The following is a 15,374-nucleotide window of genomic DNA, read 5'->3' as shown; positions in this document are numbered from 1 at the left end:
GCTTCCTACCACCTCACCCCTCCAAACAATCAAACCGCCGATCCGCCTCGACGTCCTGCTCGTAATCCACATCCGCCCGATCAAACCCGAACAACTTCAAAAACTCGTGCTTGTAACCGGCGTAGTCGGTGATCTGCTTGAGGTTTTCGGTGGTGACGGTGGGCCAGATCGTCTTGCAGGGAATCTGCACATCGTCGCGCAGTTCCCAGTCGTCCAGGCGCAGGCGGCCTTCGTCGTCGGTGGGTGCGGCCGCACCATCAGCACGGTAGAGGCGGTCGTGGAACAGGCGGTTGGCCTGTTCGATCGGGTTTTCGTGGATGCCCTTCTCCTTCATGATCTTGAAGGCGATGGAGACGTACAGCGGGATCACCGGGATGGCGGCGCTGGCCTGGGTGACGACGGACTTCATCACGCCCACATACGCTTCGAGGCCGGGGTGGCGGCTGCGCAGTTGCTTGGCGGTGTTGTCCAGGTGCTGCTTGGCCTGGCCCAGCGTGCCGTGCCAGTACATCGGCCAGGTGATCTCGGTGCCGATGTAGCTGTAGGCGACGGTCTTGGCGTGCTCGGCCAGCACGCCGGCGGAGCTCAGCGCGTCGATCCACAGCGCCCAGTCCTCGCCGCCCATCACAGTGACGGTGTCCTTGATTTCCTGCTCGGTGGCCGGCTCGATGGTGGCCTCGATCACGGTGTCCTTGTTGGTGTCGACCGAGGTGTTGTGGAACGGCGCGCCGATGGTCTTGAGCGCCGAGCGCACCACTTCGCCGGTGTCCGGCAGCTTGCGCACGGGCGAGGCCAGCGAATAGACCACCAGGTCGATCGGGCCGCCCATTTCGTTCTTGATGATCTCGATCGCGCGCGCGCGGGTTTCGTTGGCGAACGCGTCGCCGTTGATCGACTTGCTGTACAGGCCGGCCTGCTTGGCCGCCTTGTCGAACGCGGCGGAGTTGTACCAGCCGGCGGTGCCGGTTTTCTCGTGGCTGCTGGGTTTCTCGAAGAACACGCCGAGCGTGGCCGCGCCGTAGCCGAACGCGGCGGTGATGCGCGAGGCCAGGCCGTAGCCGGTGGACGCGCCGATCACCAGCACGCGCTTCGGGCCTTTCGCGGCATCGTGGCCCGCGGCCTGGGTGACCTTGATCTGGTCGAGCACGTTGCGCTCGCAACCGACCGGGTGGGCGGTGATGCAGATGAATCCGCGGACTTTGGGCTTGATGATCACTCGAGGCTCCCGTTGCTATTTTGGCAATTCGCCATAGTAACCAAGCGGGGCGGCCATGCGCTGCCGTAGGGAGCCGTGGCCGCTACGGCTCAGGCCTGTGCCGGCGTGGCGGTCATGTGGAAGAGGCCCCAGCCATGGCCGTCCGGGTCGACAAAACTGTGCGAGTACATGAAGCCCAGATCTTCCGGCTTGTCGTAGGTCGTACCGCCCGCGGCGAGCGCCTTGGCCACGAGACCATCCACCTCGTCGCGACTCTCGCAATGGAGGTTGAGCAAAACCTCGACGGCCTTGCTCGTGTCGCAGATGGCCTTGGGCGTGAAGTCACGAAACCTGGCATGCGTAGCCAGCATCACGAAAATCGTGTCGCTGACGACGATGCACGCACCAGAGTCATCCCCCATCTGCGGGTTCCGTGAAAAACCGAGTGCCTCGAAGAAGGCAATGGACTTCGGCAGGTCGGCGACCGGGAGGTTGATGAATATTTGTTTGCTCACGGCTCTCTCCTTTGTGTCGATGGGTGTGTCGATGTTCGCTGCGGCCTGATGCCGAGTGCATTTCGAAACGAAGTCTAATCCTGCAGCGCGTCTCGGAAGATCAAGTTCCCTTGCGTCTCGCCGCAAGTCAGGATGAAGCAGCTGCAGCATTCAAAGCCGCAACAATGCCTCGTATCCGCTCGACATCGCTGCGCAACTCCCCACCCTGCATGTCCTTCAGCAACTCCGGTTGCCACTGCATGCCGGACGGATGCCGCCGTTTCGCCGACGCATGGAACTCGCTGGCGCCGGTAATCTCGTGCAACTTGCCGATGTTCCCGGCGTCCACTCCTGCGCCGGGCATCACGACGATACGCCCGGCCGAGCGCTCGACCAACTGACGAATCAACGGCGCTCCTTCCAGCGCACTGGCCTGTGCTCCCGACGTCAGCACGCGTTCGCAACCGAGTTCGATCAGGTCGTTCAATGCAGTCAACGGATCACGCGTGAGGTCGAAGGCGCGGTGGAAGGTGACGCCCATGTTGCCGGCGGCGGCGATCAGTGCGCGGCAGCGTGGCATGTCGATCTTGCCCTCGGCGTCGAGCACGCCGAGCACCACACCGTCGCAGCCCAACGTCGCGCAGGTTTCGATGTCGCGCTGCATCGTCTCGCATTCGAGATCGCTGTAGAGGAAGTCGCCCGCGCGCGGGCGGATCAGCACGTACAGCGGGATGTGCAGGTGCTCGCGGGCCAGCGCGATCTGCGCATGCGACGGCGTGAGGCCGCCGAGTTCCAGCGCGGTGCACAGTTCGACCCGCCCCGCTCCGCCGTCCTGGGCGGCCAGCGCGGAGGCGACCGAGTTGGCGGCGATTTCCAGGATCACGAGTAGCTCGTGGTGTAGACGCTTTGCGACGGGATCAGGTCGTCCTGCTTCTTCGCATCGCACACGGCATAGGAGAAGCCGTGCTGGATCGCATAGGCGCCGACTTCGCCTGCGCGGTTCATGGCGAGGAAGCCGACCTGGATGGTCTTGGAGGCTTCGCGGCGCTTCTTGACGATGCGCATCACCGCCTCCTTGCAGGCTTCGTGCGGCGAGCGGCCCTGGCGCATCAGCTCGACCACGAGGAAGCTGCCAGCGTTGCGGATCACTTCCTCGCCCACGCCGGTGGAGGTGGCACCGCCGACCTCGCCATCGACGTACAGGCCGGCGCCGATGATCGGGCTGTCGCCGACGCGGCCACGCATCTTCCACGCCATGCCGCTGGTGGTGCAGGCGCCGGCCAGGCGCCCTTGCGCGTCGATCGCCAGCATGCCGATGGTGTCGTGGTTGTGCGCGCCGCCGGGCATGCCGGTGCTGCCGCCCTTGCCGTAGTCGTGCACTTCGCTGTTGATCGACGGGTTGTACTTCGCCGTCTTCAGCCATTCGTGCCAGGCCTTTTCGGACTCCGGCGTCAGCAGCTCCTCCTTCTTGAAGCCCTGCTCCAGCGCGAACTGCAATGCACCCTCGCCGACCAGCAGCACGTGTGGTGTGCGCTCCATCACCCGCCGCGCCACCGCGATCGGATGGGCGATGTGTTCCAGCGCGGCGACCGCGCCGCAGTTGCCATCGGCGTCCATGATGCTGGCGTCGAGGCTGACGTGGCCGTCCCGATCGGGATAGCCGGCCCTGCCGACGCTATGGTTCTTCAGGTCGGACTCCGGCACCTGCACGCCGAACTCGACTGCATCCAGCGCATGGCCACCCTTGCCGAGAATGGTCCACGCGGCCTGATTCGCGGCGATGCCGAAGTCCCAGGTGGAGACCACCCGTGCCACCGTCGTCGGCGTTCGAGGTGCCGGTCCGGCGGCCAGCTTGCCGCTTCGGTCTATCGGTCCGGCGGCCAGCTTGCCGCCCCAGGCCAGCATCGAAGCGGAAGCTCCCAGCAGGGAGGTCTTGAGGAAACGCCTGCGATCAGTCATTGCATGCTCCGGTCACGAAAACAAAAAAACCCCGCATCGGATGCGGGGTTCTATTTTTGCATCAAGTGTATGTCTGACGGATCAGGCGGCTTCGACTGCCGAAGCCTGGGCGCCCTTCGGGCCCTGGGTCACTTCGAACTGCACGCGCTGACCTTCCTGCAGGCTGCGAAAGCCCTTGCTGGTGATCGCCGAGAAATGAACGAAAACATCCGCCCCGCCGTCCTCGGGTGAGATGAAACCGAAACCCTTGGCGTCGTTGAACCATTTGACTGTACCGAAACTCATTGCGCGAACCTCTGTATCCATGGATTGGGTGCGCCAGTACTCGCGCTGAACCACTTGCCCCCTCGGTTCGCCGCCCTGGCTGGCGAAAAGTAGCAACATGTGAAGGCTGAACGCAATACGAGAGATGCCTGGGGTCACCCCAGGCCGGATGCCTCGCTCAACTTTTCAGCATCGCCGCGAGGATGCGTGGCACCTCGGCGGTGGCCGCCGCCAGATGCGCAAAGATCTCCTCGATGCTGATTTCGGCTTCGTCGCCGCAGCCGGCGGCGAAGTTCGCCACCAGCGCCAGGCAGGCGTATTCGAGCGCGAGTTCGCGCGCCAGCGCCGCCTCGGGCATGCCGGTCATGCCGACCAGATCGCAACCGTCGCGCTTCATTCGCGCGATCTCGGCGCGCGTTTCCAGCCGCGGCCCCTGGGTGGCGCCGTAGCAACCGCCGCCGATCACCGCGATGCCCGCCGCGCGCGCCGCCGCCAGCAATTGCAGGCGCAGCGATTCGGTATAGGGCTCGCTGAAGTCGATGTGCTTTACCTCCGCACCCTCGACGTCGCAGTAGCTGGTGTAGCGGCCATGGGTGTAGTCGATCAGCTGGTCCGGCACCACGATCACCCGCGGCCCCATGTCGCCACGGATGCCGCCCACCGCGTTGACCCCGATCACCCGGCGTGCGCCGAGGCTGTGCAGCGCCCACAGGTTCGCGCGGTAGTTGACCCGGTGAGGCGGCAGCGTGTGGCTCTCGCCATGGCGGGCCAGGAAGGCCACCCGCTTGCCGGCGAAATCGCCGAGCACGACATCGCCGGATGCCGCTCCGTAAGGTGTGTCCACCGCATGCCGCGCGGTGTTCTCCAGCCCCGGAAAGTTGTACAGGCCGCTGCCGCCGATGACGGCGAGGTCGATGGGGGTGCGATTTGAATGAGGCATCGTGTGTTCCAATTTGCAGGTTTACCGCAAGAGACTCGCCAGCAGAAACTCCCTTCTCCCTCCGGGAGAAGGTGGCGCGAAGCGCCGGATGAGGGTGCGGGCGGGAGCGCGGACATCATGCTCGCGCGCCGGCGACATCTGGCTCCGGCCGTACCCTCATCCGCCCCTGCGGGGCACCTTCTCCCGGAGGGAGAAGGAATGCGCCGGGAGAGTTCGGTGCCAACCGCGACTCCCGACTCCCGATTTTCTATTCCCCATTCCCGGCTTTCAACGCATAGATCCCCGGCAGGTTTCGACCCTGCTCGTAGTAGTCCATGCCGTAGCCGAACACGTAGCGATCGGGCAGCTCGACGCCATTGAAGTCCGACGCGATGCCGTCGACCAGGCGATCATGCCGCTTGGTGCACAGGCTCGCGATCAGCACTTTTTTCGCGCCGCGCGCATGGCAATCCTCGCGCACCGCTTTCAGCGTGTGGCCTTCGTCCAGGATGTCGTCGACCAGCAGCACCACGCGACCGGCCAGCGGCACCATCGGCTCGCGCAGCCAGCGCAGGTCGCTGCCGGAGGTGGCGCCGCGGTAGCGGGTTGCGTGCACGTAGTCGAATTCCAGATCGGTGCGGATCGCCAGCGCGAGCTGGCCGGCAAAGATCAGCGCGCCGTTCATCACGGTGAGGAATACGGCGCGTTCGCCGCCCAGCGCGGCGTCGATCCGCCGGCCCATGTCGGCGATCACGGTTTCCAGTTCGCCGCGCTCGTGCAGAAGATCCGACTGCGCCAGCGCATCGGCAAGCGAAGGTGTTGGAGTATTCATGCGATTCCTTGATCGGCGTGCAGCGCCATGATGCGCGCGACGAAACGATCGCGCTGCGGGTTGTTGGTGAGGCTGCCCCAGCTCGCGCCCAGGGCGCCACGCAGGTTGGCCAGTTGCGGCGGCAGCACGGTTGCTTCGCCCTGCATCGCGGCGATCGCCTCGTCCACTACCTCCGGGAAGCAGGCCAGTACCAGGTCACAACCAGCAGCCAAGTGTGCGCGCACCCGCTCACCGACGCTGCCGGCGGCGCCGGCGGCGGCCATGCTGATGTCGTCGCTGATCACCGCGCCGGCGAAACCGAGCTCGCCACGCAGGATCTGCTCGATCCACACTTTCGAATAGCCGGCTGGCTGGCTGTCCACCGCCGGATAGATCACGTGCGCCATCATCACCGCCTCGACCCGCGCCTCGATGCACTCGGCGAACGGCAGCAGGTCGTCGCGGCGGATCTCGTCGAGGGGGCGCGGGTCGATCGCCTGCGCCTTGTGCGTATCGACGGCGACCGAGCCATGTCCGGGAAAGTGCTTCAGTACTGCTGCCATGCCGCCCAGATGCATGCCGCGCACGTAGGCCTGCGCCAGCTCGGCGGTTACCGCCGGATCGGCGTGGAACGCGCGCAGACCGATCGCCGCATTGCCTCGCGCGAGATCGACCACCGGCGCAAAACTGAAATCGACGCCGCTGGCGCGCAGCTCGCTGGCCATCACCCAGGCGTGTTCCTCCGCCAGCCGCACGGCGTCCACGGGATCGTGCTCGTATCTCGCACCGATCGCCGCCAGCGGCGGCAGGCGGGTGAAACCGTCGCGGAAACGCTGCACCGGGCCGCCTTCCTGGTCGACCGCGATCAGCAGCTCGTCGCCGCCGATCTCGCGCATCGCATCGCACAGCGCGATCAGTTGCTCGCGCGACTGGTAGTTGCGCGCGAACAGCAGCACGCCCGCCACGCCCGGCGCGGTCAGCCAGCGCTTCTCGTGTTCGGCCAGTTCCAGCGCGGCCACGCCGATCATCAGCATGCGGCATCCTCGGCAGCGCGCTCGGCTGGCGACCACTGCCGGTACGGATGCGCGATCAGGTTGACGTTGTAGTAGCGCATCAGTGCACTCACCTCGCGGCCCAGCCATGCCGGTCGCGGGAATGGCGCATCGACTGCCGGCAGCTCCACTTCAGCGACGATCAGTCCGTGGTTGTCGCCCTCGAACTCATCGACCTCGAAAAGCACGCCGTCGACCCGCACATGGTGGCGCACCTTTTCCAGCACACCATCGCACAGGCTGGCCAGCAACGCCTTGGCATCGGCCACCGGTATCGGATAGTCGAACTCGGCGCGTGCGATACCCGGCGTGGCCGCCTTGATGTTCAACCACGCCTGCTTGCCGGCGAGGCGTGCGCGCACCGAGGCGCGCGCACTGCCATCGCGCAACGCCTGCGCGCCGACCAGATAACCCTGCGCGATCGGCTCACTGCGTTCGATGGCTGCGCGCCAGTCGTCGCTGGCCAGCAGAAATTTGCGTTCGATTTCGATGGCCATGCTTTTTCGATGAGTGCGGCCATGGATGGCCGCTTTTTGATTTTCGCATTCAGGGACGAATGCACAAGTTACCTGTCAAACAACGCGATCGATTCGACGTGCGCGGTATGCGGGAACATGTCCATCACGCCGGCCGACTTCAGCTTGAAGCCGTGTTGATTGACCAGGATGCCGGCATCACGCGCCAGCGAGGCCGGATGGCAGGACACATAGACGATGCGGTGCGTCTGCTTGTGCGGCAGATACTCCAGCACCTTGTCGGCACCGGCGCGTGGCGGATCGAGCAGCACCTTGTCCCACGGCTGGCGTGCCCAGTCGGTGGCACGCTGATCCTCGAACAGATTCGCCACATGGAAACGCGCGTTGTCGATGCCGTTGCGCGCGGCGTTCTGCGCGGCGCGCTCGACCAGGCCGTGTTCGCCTTCCACGCCGACCACTTCGGCGACGCGGCGCGCGATCGGCAAGGTGAAATTGCCGAGGCCGCAGAACAGGTCCAGTACGCGATCGGTCGGTTGCGGATCGAGCAGCTCCAGCGTGCGCGCCATCATGCGCTGGTTCATGTCGGCGTTGACCTGCACGAAATCGAGCGGCTGGAACTCCAGCTCGACGTCCTCGATAGCGGCATCGCCGCTGGCGATGCGGAACGCCAGCCGCGGGTTTTCCGGCCACAACGGATGCACGCTGCTGTTGCCGCCCGGCTGCAGGTAGATCGCCAGCCCATGCTGCTGGCCGAACGCGATCAACGCGGCCTGGTCGCGTTCACTCAGCGGCTGCATGTGCCGGAACACCAGCGCCATCAGGTCGTCGCCGGCGGCGAATTCGATCTGCGGGATGGTGTCGACCGCGTCCATCGCGCTGAGCAGATCGGCCAGCAGACCGACCTTGGGGCCGAGCGCCGGATGCATCACTTCGCATTGCTGGATCTCGGCGACGAAGCGCGGGTTCTGCTCCTCGCGGAAACCCACCAGCACGCGGCCCTTCTTCGCCACGTTGCGCACCGACAGGCGGCCCTTGCGCCGATAGCCCCACGGCGCACCGGAGAGCGGCGGCAACCACAGCTGCGGCGTGACCTTGCCGATGCGTTCGAAATTTTCCGCCAGCACGCGCTGCTTGGCGGCGATCTGCGATTCCGCATCCAGATGCTGCAGCGAGCAGCCGCTGCAGTGTGCGAAATGCCGGCAACGCGGTTCCACCCGGTGCGGCGACGGCACGATCACCTCGACGACTTCGGCCTCGTCGAAATGGCGATGACGCTTGCGCAGCCGGGCCATGACCTGTTCGCCCAGCAGTGCACCGCTGACGAACACCGTCTTGCCGTCGATGCGGGCCACCCCGCGGCCGTCATGGCCGAGATCGGTGATGTGGGCTTCGAAAGGCGTCGGCGAAACGGAGTTGGATCGGGACATGAGGCTCGGACGGTTGAGGCCGCTGGGGCTGGCCGCCGATTATCCCAGATCGGCCCGGGTGACGCCCACGCGTTCTGCCTTGCGTGGCCTTTCGTGGGAGCGACTCCGTTCGCGATGCCTTTCCTGCATTCGGCCAAGAGCATCGCGACTGAAGTCGCTCCCACAGGAGCAGCATGTACCGCGGTGCGCTCCCGCAGCGCTTACTTTTTCTGCCAGGCGCCGGCGGCATCCTGGTAATACCAGCCGGCCCGGGCCTTCTCGATCCAGCTCTTGGCGAAGGTGACGCGGATCTGCGGCTCCCACTCCGGGTGGTTGTTGGCATTGGCCACTTCGCGGTACAGCGCGACGCGGTCACGGTTTTCGTCGGCCACCGTGGTATTGGCCTGCGCGCGCTGGCTCAGCGGCACTTTGGCAGCGTCACGCATGGCGACCATGCCGTCACGGGTGAAGCCCACCGCGCCGCTGTCCAGCAGATCACCCAGCGCCCCCTGGAAGCGCTCGTGCATGCGCCCGCTGATGGCTTCGGTGGCGCTGGTCTGGATGCGGATGTTCGGTGTGTCGGCGGCTTGCGCGGCGGGAATCAGCAGGTCGAGCAGCATTGCCGAAGGCTGCTGGCCATCGTTGCCGGCAGCCGGCTTCTGCTGTTTCGGCGCGGGGCTCGCGGCGGGCGCGGCGCCGTCCAGCACATTGCCGATGAACTGGTCGGCGGCTTTCTGCGCAGCGGCTTCCGGAAAGTACACGTTGATGGTGACGCAGCCGACCAGCGCCACGGCCAGTGAGGTCAGGATCACGTAGACGAGCTTGCGCATGGCGGACTCCGGCAGTTGTAGTGAGAAGGGGGAGATGCAGCGACGTCAACGAATCTGCGGAGCCGCTCCATTGATGGCGTCATGCAGACGTTGAACCAGCGTGGGCCAATCGACCTGGGTCTGGTGGCCGATCACCTGCAGCCGCGGCAAACCGCTGCCTTCGACGATAGTGTAGCCGTCATCGCCGGGCTCCAGACCGCTCATCTGGCAGACCGTGCCCTGGAGCGCACAATTGAGCCCGATCCGCTTGTAGCCGAAGGTCTTGAACAGTTTCAGCACGGCGCCTTGCAGACCGGCGGCAATGCCACCGCCACCGACTGCGGTGAGGTTGTTCACCGCCCGCTGGCTGATGCGCCCACCGCTGCCGGCGAGCAGGCTTGCCTTGAACGCAACCGGACTCCAGTCGACTAGTCGCAGGTCGTCCACCGAGCCGTCCAGTCGTCCGGTGATGTTGCCGAAATCGAACACGCTGGTGATTGCAGCGAGGTCGAGCTGCTTCAAGGCGATGTCGCCGTTCAATACCGGATTGGGTCCGAACGGCTGCTGCAACGATAGCCGGGTGATGTCGACGAAGCCGCCGAACAGGTTGGCCGACAGGCCACCCTGCAGTTCGAAACGATCATCGACCCAGCGCAAGGACGGAATCGCACCACCGAGGGTGCCGGGAAATGCCGGCCAGCCCATCGCCTGACTGAAAGCCGCCATGTCGACTCCGGTCAGCACCATCGAGGTCGAGAGACGCTGCCCTTTTGCCGCCGCCGGGCGCCAATCCAGTTCGCCGATCCGCAACTGGCCCTTCAACACCGGCACCAGCAGCGGCTGCTGCAGGCTGAGCGTGCCGTCGTGACTGCGCCATTGCGATTGCGCCACACCGTTGGGCACCCGATAGAACTGCAGGTTGCGCCAGCCGAGCGTGGTGGCGGGCCGATCGCCCTGGATCGCCCAGTCCAGCCCGCCATGCAGGTCTTCGATAGCGAGCCGGCCAGCCGCATCGGCCACATTCAGGCCATCGGTGGTGAACGCAAAGCTGTGCGGGCCGTCGGTGCGCAGATCCAGGCTGCCGTTGAGCTGTCCGGCAATGCGCATGTCGCGCAGCCCCAGGGTGCTCAGCCAGGCCTGACCGTAGCGTTGGTAGGCCGCTGGGAAACTCGCGTGCAGGCGGTCCAGTTTCAGTGTCTTCAGCTCACCCTTGGCATCGAATGCCAGCGCGCCATCGAGCTGCAGCGCATCGGCGTCATTCAGCCGCAGCCGGCTCACCTCGAACGCGCCGCCCTGCGCGCTGGCCCGTAGACCGAGCTGTACCGGGTGATCGGGCAACCTGGCGTAAAGCGGACCCAGCAGCAGCTCGCCGCCGCGCAGGGCAGCATCCAGATCCATCCGGGCCGGGCCATCGGTGGTATCCAGGCTGAAGCGGCCCGTGCCGTTCAGTCCTTGCCCGGCCAAGGTGCCAGTCGGAGTGTCAAAACCCACCCCATTCAGAGTGAATCGCCCGGATGACTGGATGCCGGGATCATGCAGGTCCAGCGCCAACTCGGCATCCAGCCGGCCACTGGTGGGGCGTCCCGACCAGACCGTGCCGAGCAGTCCCTGCAGCCAGCCGGCGGGAAGGTCGTCCAGGCGGATCTGCGCGTGGGTGGGTTGATCCAGCGGCAACGCGGTACTGACATGCGCCTTGCCCTGCAGGATATCCACCAGCAAGGTGTTGGCCGACTCGCTGAGCAGGATGTTTACGTGAGCGTCGCTGAGCGCGCCACCAGGAGCACCGGCCAGTCGTACATCGCCATCGAAAACCCAGCGCAGGCGATCGTCCCGCTGCAGATTGCCATCGAGGGTCAGGCCCAGTCGTCGCCAACCCATCGCCGGCACATCGGCCTGACCAGCGTGCAACTGCAGCCCAAGCCCGCCGGCAGCATCCACACCGAGCCTGACAGTTACCGTCTGCAGACGAACGCCGGGCACGTCGATGGACTTCGCCGTCAGCAGCACATCCGCGCGCGCAGGCAACCCCCAGCCGATCCCCAGCAGAAGGCAGCAACACAGCAAAAGATGGCTTGATGTCGGGCGCATGTCGCGCCATTCTGCCAAATTAAGCTGAACGACAAGGATTTCGTCATGACCAGCCCCTTCGCCAACGCTCATCCAGAGTCCTCCAACCTCACCTGCCCAAGCGTGCTGGTGGCGGACGATGACCCCGGCAGCTGCCGCTTCCTGTGCGATGGGCTGCGTTTGCTGGGCGCCAGGATCGAAGCCTGCACGGATGGCATGGCGGCGCTGGAACGGGCCCGAGCGCAAGCCTTCGACCTGTTGCTGCTGGATTGCCGCATGCCCGGCGCCGGTGCGCTGAGCATCCTCACCCAGCTGCGTGGCGATGCACGGGCAGGGTCGACCGACAGCATCGCGGTGGCCACCACCGCCGAGCTGGAGCCGGCCGAGCGCCAGCTGCTGCTGGACGCCGGCTTCAGCGATATCCTGCTCAAACCCTGTGGGGTATCCGATCTGCAGCGCGTGCTGGCGCTGGTGCAGCCGGACCACGATGCCAGCGTACTCGACGACCGCGCCGCACTGACCACCACCGGCGACGCCACCACGATGCGCGCACTGCGATTGCTGCTGCGCGAAGAACTGGCCCTGCTCCAGCAGGAGCTGGATCCGTTGAGCCGCAACCAGGGTGTCTTCAGCGAACGACTGCACCGGCTGCGCTCATCCTGCGGTTTCTGCGGTGCCGCCGCGCTGTCATCGCAAACCGTGCTGCTGCAGCGGCAGCTGTCGCAACACGGCGGTGCGACACCGGCCGCTCTGGTCCGCTTTCGCAAGACGCTGCTGGCGACGTTGCAGGCGCTGGACAGCTAGCTGGCGGCGCTGTCGCCCGGCCGGCGCGAAACCGCCATCGCCAATACCCGCCAGGCGCGCAACTCGCCGCCGCCCAGATGAAAACGGATGACCTCGCGCATCATGTCGCGCAGGGATTTCAGGCCGCCATTGTCGGGCATGCAGTCCTGCTCCAGCGCCAGCAGGTCGCTGCCGCGCAAGGCTAGCGCGCTATCCGCCGCGCAACGCACTGCGCCCTGCTCGACCCGGTAGCGGTAGGAAGCATCCGCCTGCAATGCCTCGCCTGTATCGGAATCGTGCTGCAACTGCAGGCCGTAACCGATCAGCTCCAGCAGATCGCGTTCGAATCGGCGCAGAGTCCACGCCAGCGACTCGCCCGCGGCCAGCCGCGCCAACGTTTGCGCATAGGCGTCGAACAGCAGCGGAAACGGATCCTGGCGACCTGTCAGACGTACCACCAGTTCGTTGAGGTAGAGCCCGGCCAGGCCCGCGTCGCCGGGCAATCTCAGCGGCGTACCGACCGTCTCGACTGCGGTCAGCGTGGCCATCTCGCCACGCAGCAACAGGTCCATCAACACCGGCTGGAACGGTTCCAGTTGCGCCCGCCGCAGGCGGCTGCGTTCGCCCCGCACGCCGCGTGCCACCACGCCGAGACGCCCGTGCTCACGGGTCAGGCATTCCAGCAACAACGATGTCTCGCGGTAAGGCCGCGCGTGCAGCACGTAGGCGGGTTGCTGTTCGATGCGCATGGAATTTGCCGGATATCGTGACTCGGAAAATCGGAATCCGCTCCATCGATTCCCTATTCCCGATTCTCTACTTCAGTCCGTATAACCGAACTTCTTGAGCATGTTCTCGTCGTCGACCCAGCCTTCGCGCACCTTCACCCACAGCTTCAGGAACACCTTGCGCTCGAACATGCGCTCCATGTGGCGGCGCGCACTGGTGCCGATCGCCTTGAGCTGGGCGCCGCCGTTGCCGATCACGATGGCCTTCTGGCCATCGCGTTCGACCCAGATGATCGCGTGGATTTCGGCGATGCCGTCGGGGCGGTCGTTGAATTGTTCGATCTCAACCGTGGTGGCGTACGGCAGCTCCTGATCGAGCCGCAGCATCAGCTGTTCGCGCACCATCTCGGCCGCAAGGAAACGCTCGCTGCGATCGGTGACTTCGTCTTCGCCGTATACCGGCGGCTGCACCGGCAGTCGCTTCAGGATCGCCTGCTCCAGCTCCTTCAGGCCCTGCTCCTTGAGCGCACTGACGTAATGGATTTCGTCGTAGCTGTGCTTGGCCACCAGATCGGCGACGAACGGCAACATCACCGTCTTGTCCTTGTTCAGATCGACCTTGTTGATCACCAGCAGCCGCGGCGACGACTGTTCGACCAGGGCCGCGTACAACGCTTCATCCTCGTCGGTGAACCGGCCAGCCTCGATCACCTGCACCACCAGGTCGACGTCGCTGATCGCCGAACGCGCGGCCCGGTTCAGGCTGCGATTCATTGCCCGCTTGGCGCCGCGGTGCAGGCCGGGTGTATCGACATACATGATCTGCCCGGCCTCGGTGGTATTGATGCCGAGGATGCGGTGGCGCGTGGTTTGCGGTCGCGGGCTGATGATCGACAGGCGGTAACCGATCAGCGCATTGAGCAGGGTCGACTTGCCCACGTTGGGACGCCCGGCCAGGGCGACCGTGCCGCAGCGAAAATTCTCATGCGGCAAGGTGCCGGCGGCTGGATCCAGTTCGTGGTTCATGACGTGAGGTGCTCGGCAAGTCGGAGGTCAAGTGTAGTGCTTCGCCGGAAACGGCATGGGGCCGGCGGTTTCGGATGCGCGGCGTGGCCGGGCGAAAGCCCATGCCACGCCTGCCTTGGCAGGGATGGTTACGGGTAAGGCAGAACCCGGATCAGGGTTTGCGCTGCTGTTCCAGCAACTGGTTCAGCACGATCTCGGCCGCATCTTGCTCGGCGGCGCGGCGGCTGCCGCCACGGCATTCGGCGGTGAGCGGAAACGGCTCGCCGATCGTGCAGCTGACATCGAAGGTCTTGGCGTGATCTTCGCCGTGGCTGGCGGTCAGCTCGTAAATCGGCAGTGGCCAGCCGCCTGCCTGCAGGTGTTCCTGTAACCGCGTCTTGGCGTCCTTGGAGGATCGCCGCAACGCCGCGATACGCTCGCCGAACAGCCCGCGCACGACAGCGCGGCAGGCGTCGAAACCATCATCGAGGTATACCGCAGCCACCAGCGCCTCCAACGCATCAGCCAGGATCGAATCGCGCCGGAACCCGCCGGTCTTCAACTCGCCGGGGCCGAGTTTCAACTCATCGCCCAGTTCCAGTTCGCGCGCGATGACGGCCAATGCCTGGCCATTGACCAGTTGCGCGCGCAGCCGCGACAACTCGCCTTCGTTGGACCTGGGGTGAACCTCGTACAGCAACTCGGCGATGATCGCGCCCAGCAGCGCGTCGCCGAGAAACTCCAGTCGTTCGTTGTTCGGTCTGCCGATGCTGCGGTGGGTCAGCGCCAGCTGCGCCAGCGCCGGATCGCGAAAACGATAATTCAGCTTCAAGGATTACTGGCCCACATTGCCCTGCAACGGCACGCTCTTGTTGAAGTGCAGCAGGAAATCGATGTTGTACATGAACGGGATCTGCTTGTCGTAGACCACCTGCAACTGGCTGGTACCGCCGGCGTCACGCTTGATCGTGATGTTCGCGGGCTTGATGGTGGCGTCGTCGACGTACTGGAAGCCCATCTTGAACATCAGGCCACGACGGATATCGTCCAGCGTCTTGCCATTGGTGCCCTCGGTGGCGACCTGGTTCATCGCCTTGACCACACCCATGTATTCGGAATACGACGGCAGCAACTTCATCGCCATGTAACCCAGAAAGCCCACGATGGCCATGATGATCAGAAACCCGATCAGGGTGACGCCCGACTGCTTGAATTTCATAGTCCCCTCGCTATGCCGCCTGCGCGGCGCACCAATCTGTGGATGAAGCGGATGTCACCGGGTCCAGCCCGCCCCCTTGTCGCTCGCCAGACGATGTTTCCATCGGGCCGGCGCGCCGATTATGCCTGCGGATTCTCGCACTGTTGACGGCCCGTGTGCGGCAGGCTCGATCCGATCACGCTTCGAC

At 65.3% G+C, this 15,374-nt stretch carries 17 protein-coding genes; 1 reads left to right on the top strand and 16 read right to left on the bottom strand.

Annotated features, from left to right (window positions below; all coding sequences use genetic code 11):
* Window positions 1-13: 13 nt before the first annotated feature.
* The 12 genes from fabV to EAH75_RS02765 form a co-directional block, all read right to left on the bottom strand.
* Complete coding sequence (gene fabV / locus EAH75_RS02820; RefSeq protein ID WP_140804123.1) at window positions 14-1,216, bottom strand: enoyl-ACP reductase FabV; 1,203 nt, start codon at window positions 1,214-1,216, stop codon at window positions 14-16.
* A gap of 89 nt (window positions 1,217-1,305) precedes the next feature.
* Window positions 1,306-1,710 (bottom strand): VOC family protein, encoded by a 405-nt coding sequence (locus tag EAH75_RS02815; RefSeq protein ID WP_140804121.1) that lies wholly within the window; start codon window positions 1,708-1,710, stop codon window positions 1,306-1,308.
* Between the two features lie 127 nt (window positions 1,711-1,837).
* Entirely contained in the window at window positions 1,838-2,572 is a 735-nt protein-coding gene (locus EAH75_RS02810; RefSeq protein ID WP_140804119.1) for a copper homeostasis protein CutC, read from the bottom strand.
* Window positions 2,569-3,648 (bottom strand): N(4)-(beta-N-acetylglucosaminyl)-L-asparaginase, encoded by a 1,080-nt coding sequence (locus EAH75_RS02805; RefSeq protein ID WP_140804117.1) that lies wholly within the window; start codon window positions 3,646-3,648, stop codon window positions 2,569-2,571. The genes EAH75_RS02810 and EAH75_RS02805 overlap by 4 nt, the downstream gene beginning before the upstream one ends.
* 81 nt (window positions 3,649-3,729) lie before the next feature.
* Window positions 3,730-3,933, bottom strand: coding sequence for a cold-shock protein (locus tag EAH75_RS02800; protein WP_140655135.1), 204 nt, complete (start codon window positions 3,931-3,933; stop codon window positions 3,730-3,732).
* A 157-nt stretch (window positions 3,934-4,090) separates the two neighbouring features.
* Complete coding sequence (locus EAH75_RS02795; protein ID WP_140804115.1) at window positions 4,091-4,852, bottom strand: S-methyl-5'-thioinosine phosphorylase; 762 nt, start codon at window positions 4,850-4,852, stop codon at window positions 4,091-4,093.
* Between the two features lie 247 nt (window positions 4,853-5,099).
* Window positions 5,100-5,663, bottom strand: a complete 564-nt coding sequence (locus tag EAH75_RS02790; protein ID WP_140804113.1) for a hypoxanthine-guanine phosphoribosyltransferase — start codon at window positions 5,661-5,663, stop codon at window positions 5,100-5,102.
* Window positions 5,660-6,676 (bottom strand): beta-N-acetylhexosaminidase, encoded by a 1,017-nt coding sequence (gene nagZ / locus EAH75_RS02785; RefSeq protein WP_140804111.1) that lies wholly within the window; start codon window positions 6,674-6,676, stop codon window positions 5,660-5,662. The genes EAH75_RS02790 and nagZ overlap by 4 nt, the downstream gene beginning before the upstream one ends.
* A complete protein-coding gene (locus tag EAH75_RS02780; RefSeq protein ID WP_140804109.1) occupies window positions 6,670-7,191 on the bottom strand; it encodes a CYTH domain-containing protein in 522 nt (173 codons plus the stop codon). The genes nagZ and EAH75_RS02780 overlap by 7 nt, the downstream gene beginning before the upstream one ends.
* 68 nt (window positions 7,192-7,259) lie before the next feature.
* Window positions 7,260-8,597 carry a 23S rRNA (uracil(1939)-C(5))-methyltransferase RlmD gene (gene rlmD / locus EAH75_RS02775; protein ID WP_140804107.1) on the bottom strand — a complete coding sequence of 446 codons (1,338 nt, stop codon included), beginning with the start codon at window positions 8,595-8,597 and terminating at the stop codon, window positions 7,260-7,262.
* Window positions 8,598-8,797: 200 nt separating this feature from the next.
* On the bottom strand, window positions 8,798-9,406 hold the full coding sequence (locus EAH75_RS02770; protein ID WP_140804105.1) for a YdbL family protein: 609 nt from the start codon (window positions 9,404-9,406) through the stop codon (window positions 8,798-8,800).
* A 45-nt stretch (window positions 9,407-9,451) separates the two neighbouring features.
* On the bottom strand, window positions 9,452-11,473 hold the full coding sequence (locus EAH75_RS02765) for a hypothetical protein (RefSeq protein ID WP_140804103.1): 2,022 nt from the start codon (window positions 11,471-11,473) through the stop codon (window positions 9,452-9,454).
* Window positions 11,474-11,518: 45 nt separating this feature from the next.
* On the opposite strand from EAH75_RS02765, the gene EAH75_RS02760 reads away from it, so the two are divergent.
* Window positions 11,519-12,256 carry a response regulator gene (locus tag EAH75_RS02760; protein WP_140804101.1) on the top strand — a complete coding sequence of 246 codons (738 nt, stop codon included), beginning with the start codon at window positions 11,519-11,521 and terminating at the stop codon, window positions 12,254-12,256.
* Here the strand turns inward: EAH75_RS02760 and recO are convergent.
* The 4 genes from recO to EAH75_RS02740 form a co-directional block, all read right to left on the bottom strand.
* Entirely contained in the window at window positions 12,253-12,984 is a 732-nt protein-coding gene (recO, locus tag EAH75_RS02755) for a DNA repair protein RecO (protein ID WP_140655109.1), read from the bottom strand. The genes EAH75_RS02760 and recO overlap by 4 nt on opposite strands.
* A 72-nt stretch (window positions 12,985-13,056) precedes the next feature.
* The gene (gene era / locus EAH75_RS02750) at window positions 13,057-13,989 is read right to left on the bottom strand and encodes a GTPase Era (RefSeq protein ID WP_140655106.1); all 933 of its coding nucleotides are present in this window, start codon (window positions 13,987-13,989) and stop codon (window positions 13,057-13,059) included.
* 151 nt (window positions 13,990-14,140) lie between these two features.
* A complete protein-coding gene (gene rnc, locus EAH75_RS02745; RefSeq protein ID WP_140804099.1) occupies window positions 14,141-14,800 on the bottom strand; it encodes a ribonuclease III in 660 nt (219 codons plus the stop codon).
* Window positions 14,801-14,803: 3 nt separating this feature from the next.
* Window positions 14,804-15,187 (bottom strand): DUF4845 domain-containing protein, encoded by a 384-nt coding sequence (locus tag EAH75_RS02740; protein ID WP_140655101.1) that lies wholly within the window; start codon window positions 15,185-15,187, stop codon window positions 14,804-14,806.
* Window positions 15,188-15,374: the final 187 nt, after the last annotated feature.

This window comes from Rhodanobacter glycinis (genome assembly GCF_006438785.1).
Classification (GTDB): Bacteria; Pseudomonadota; Gammaproteobacteria; order Xanthomonadales; family Rhodanobacteraceae; genus Rhodanobacter; species Rhodanobacter glycinis_A.
The sequence above is the reverse complement of the archived record's forward strand: the minus strand, read 5'-3'. Positions and strand labels throughout refer to the sequence as shown.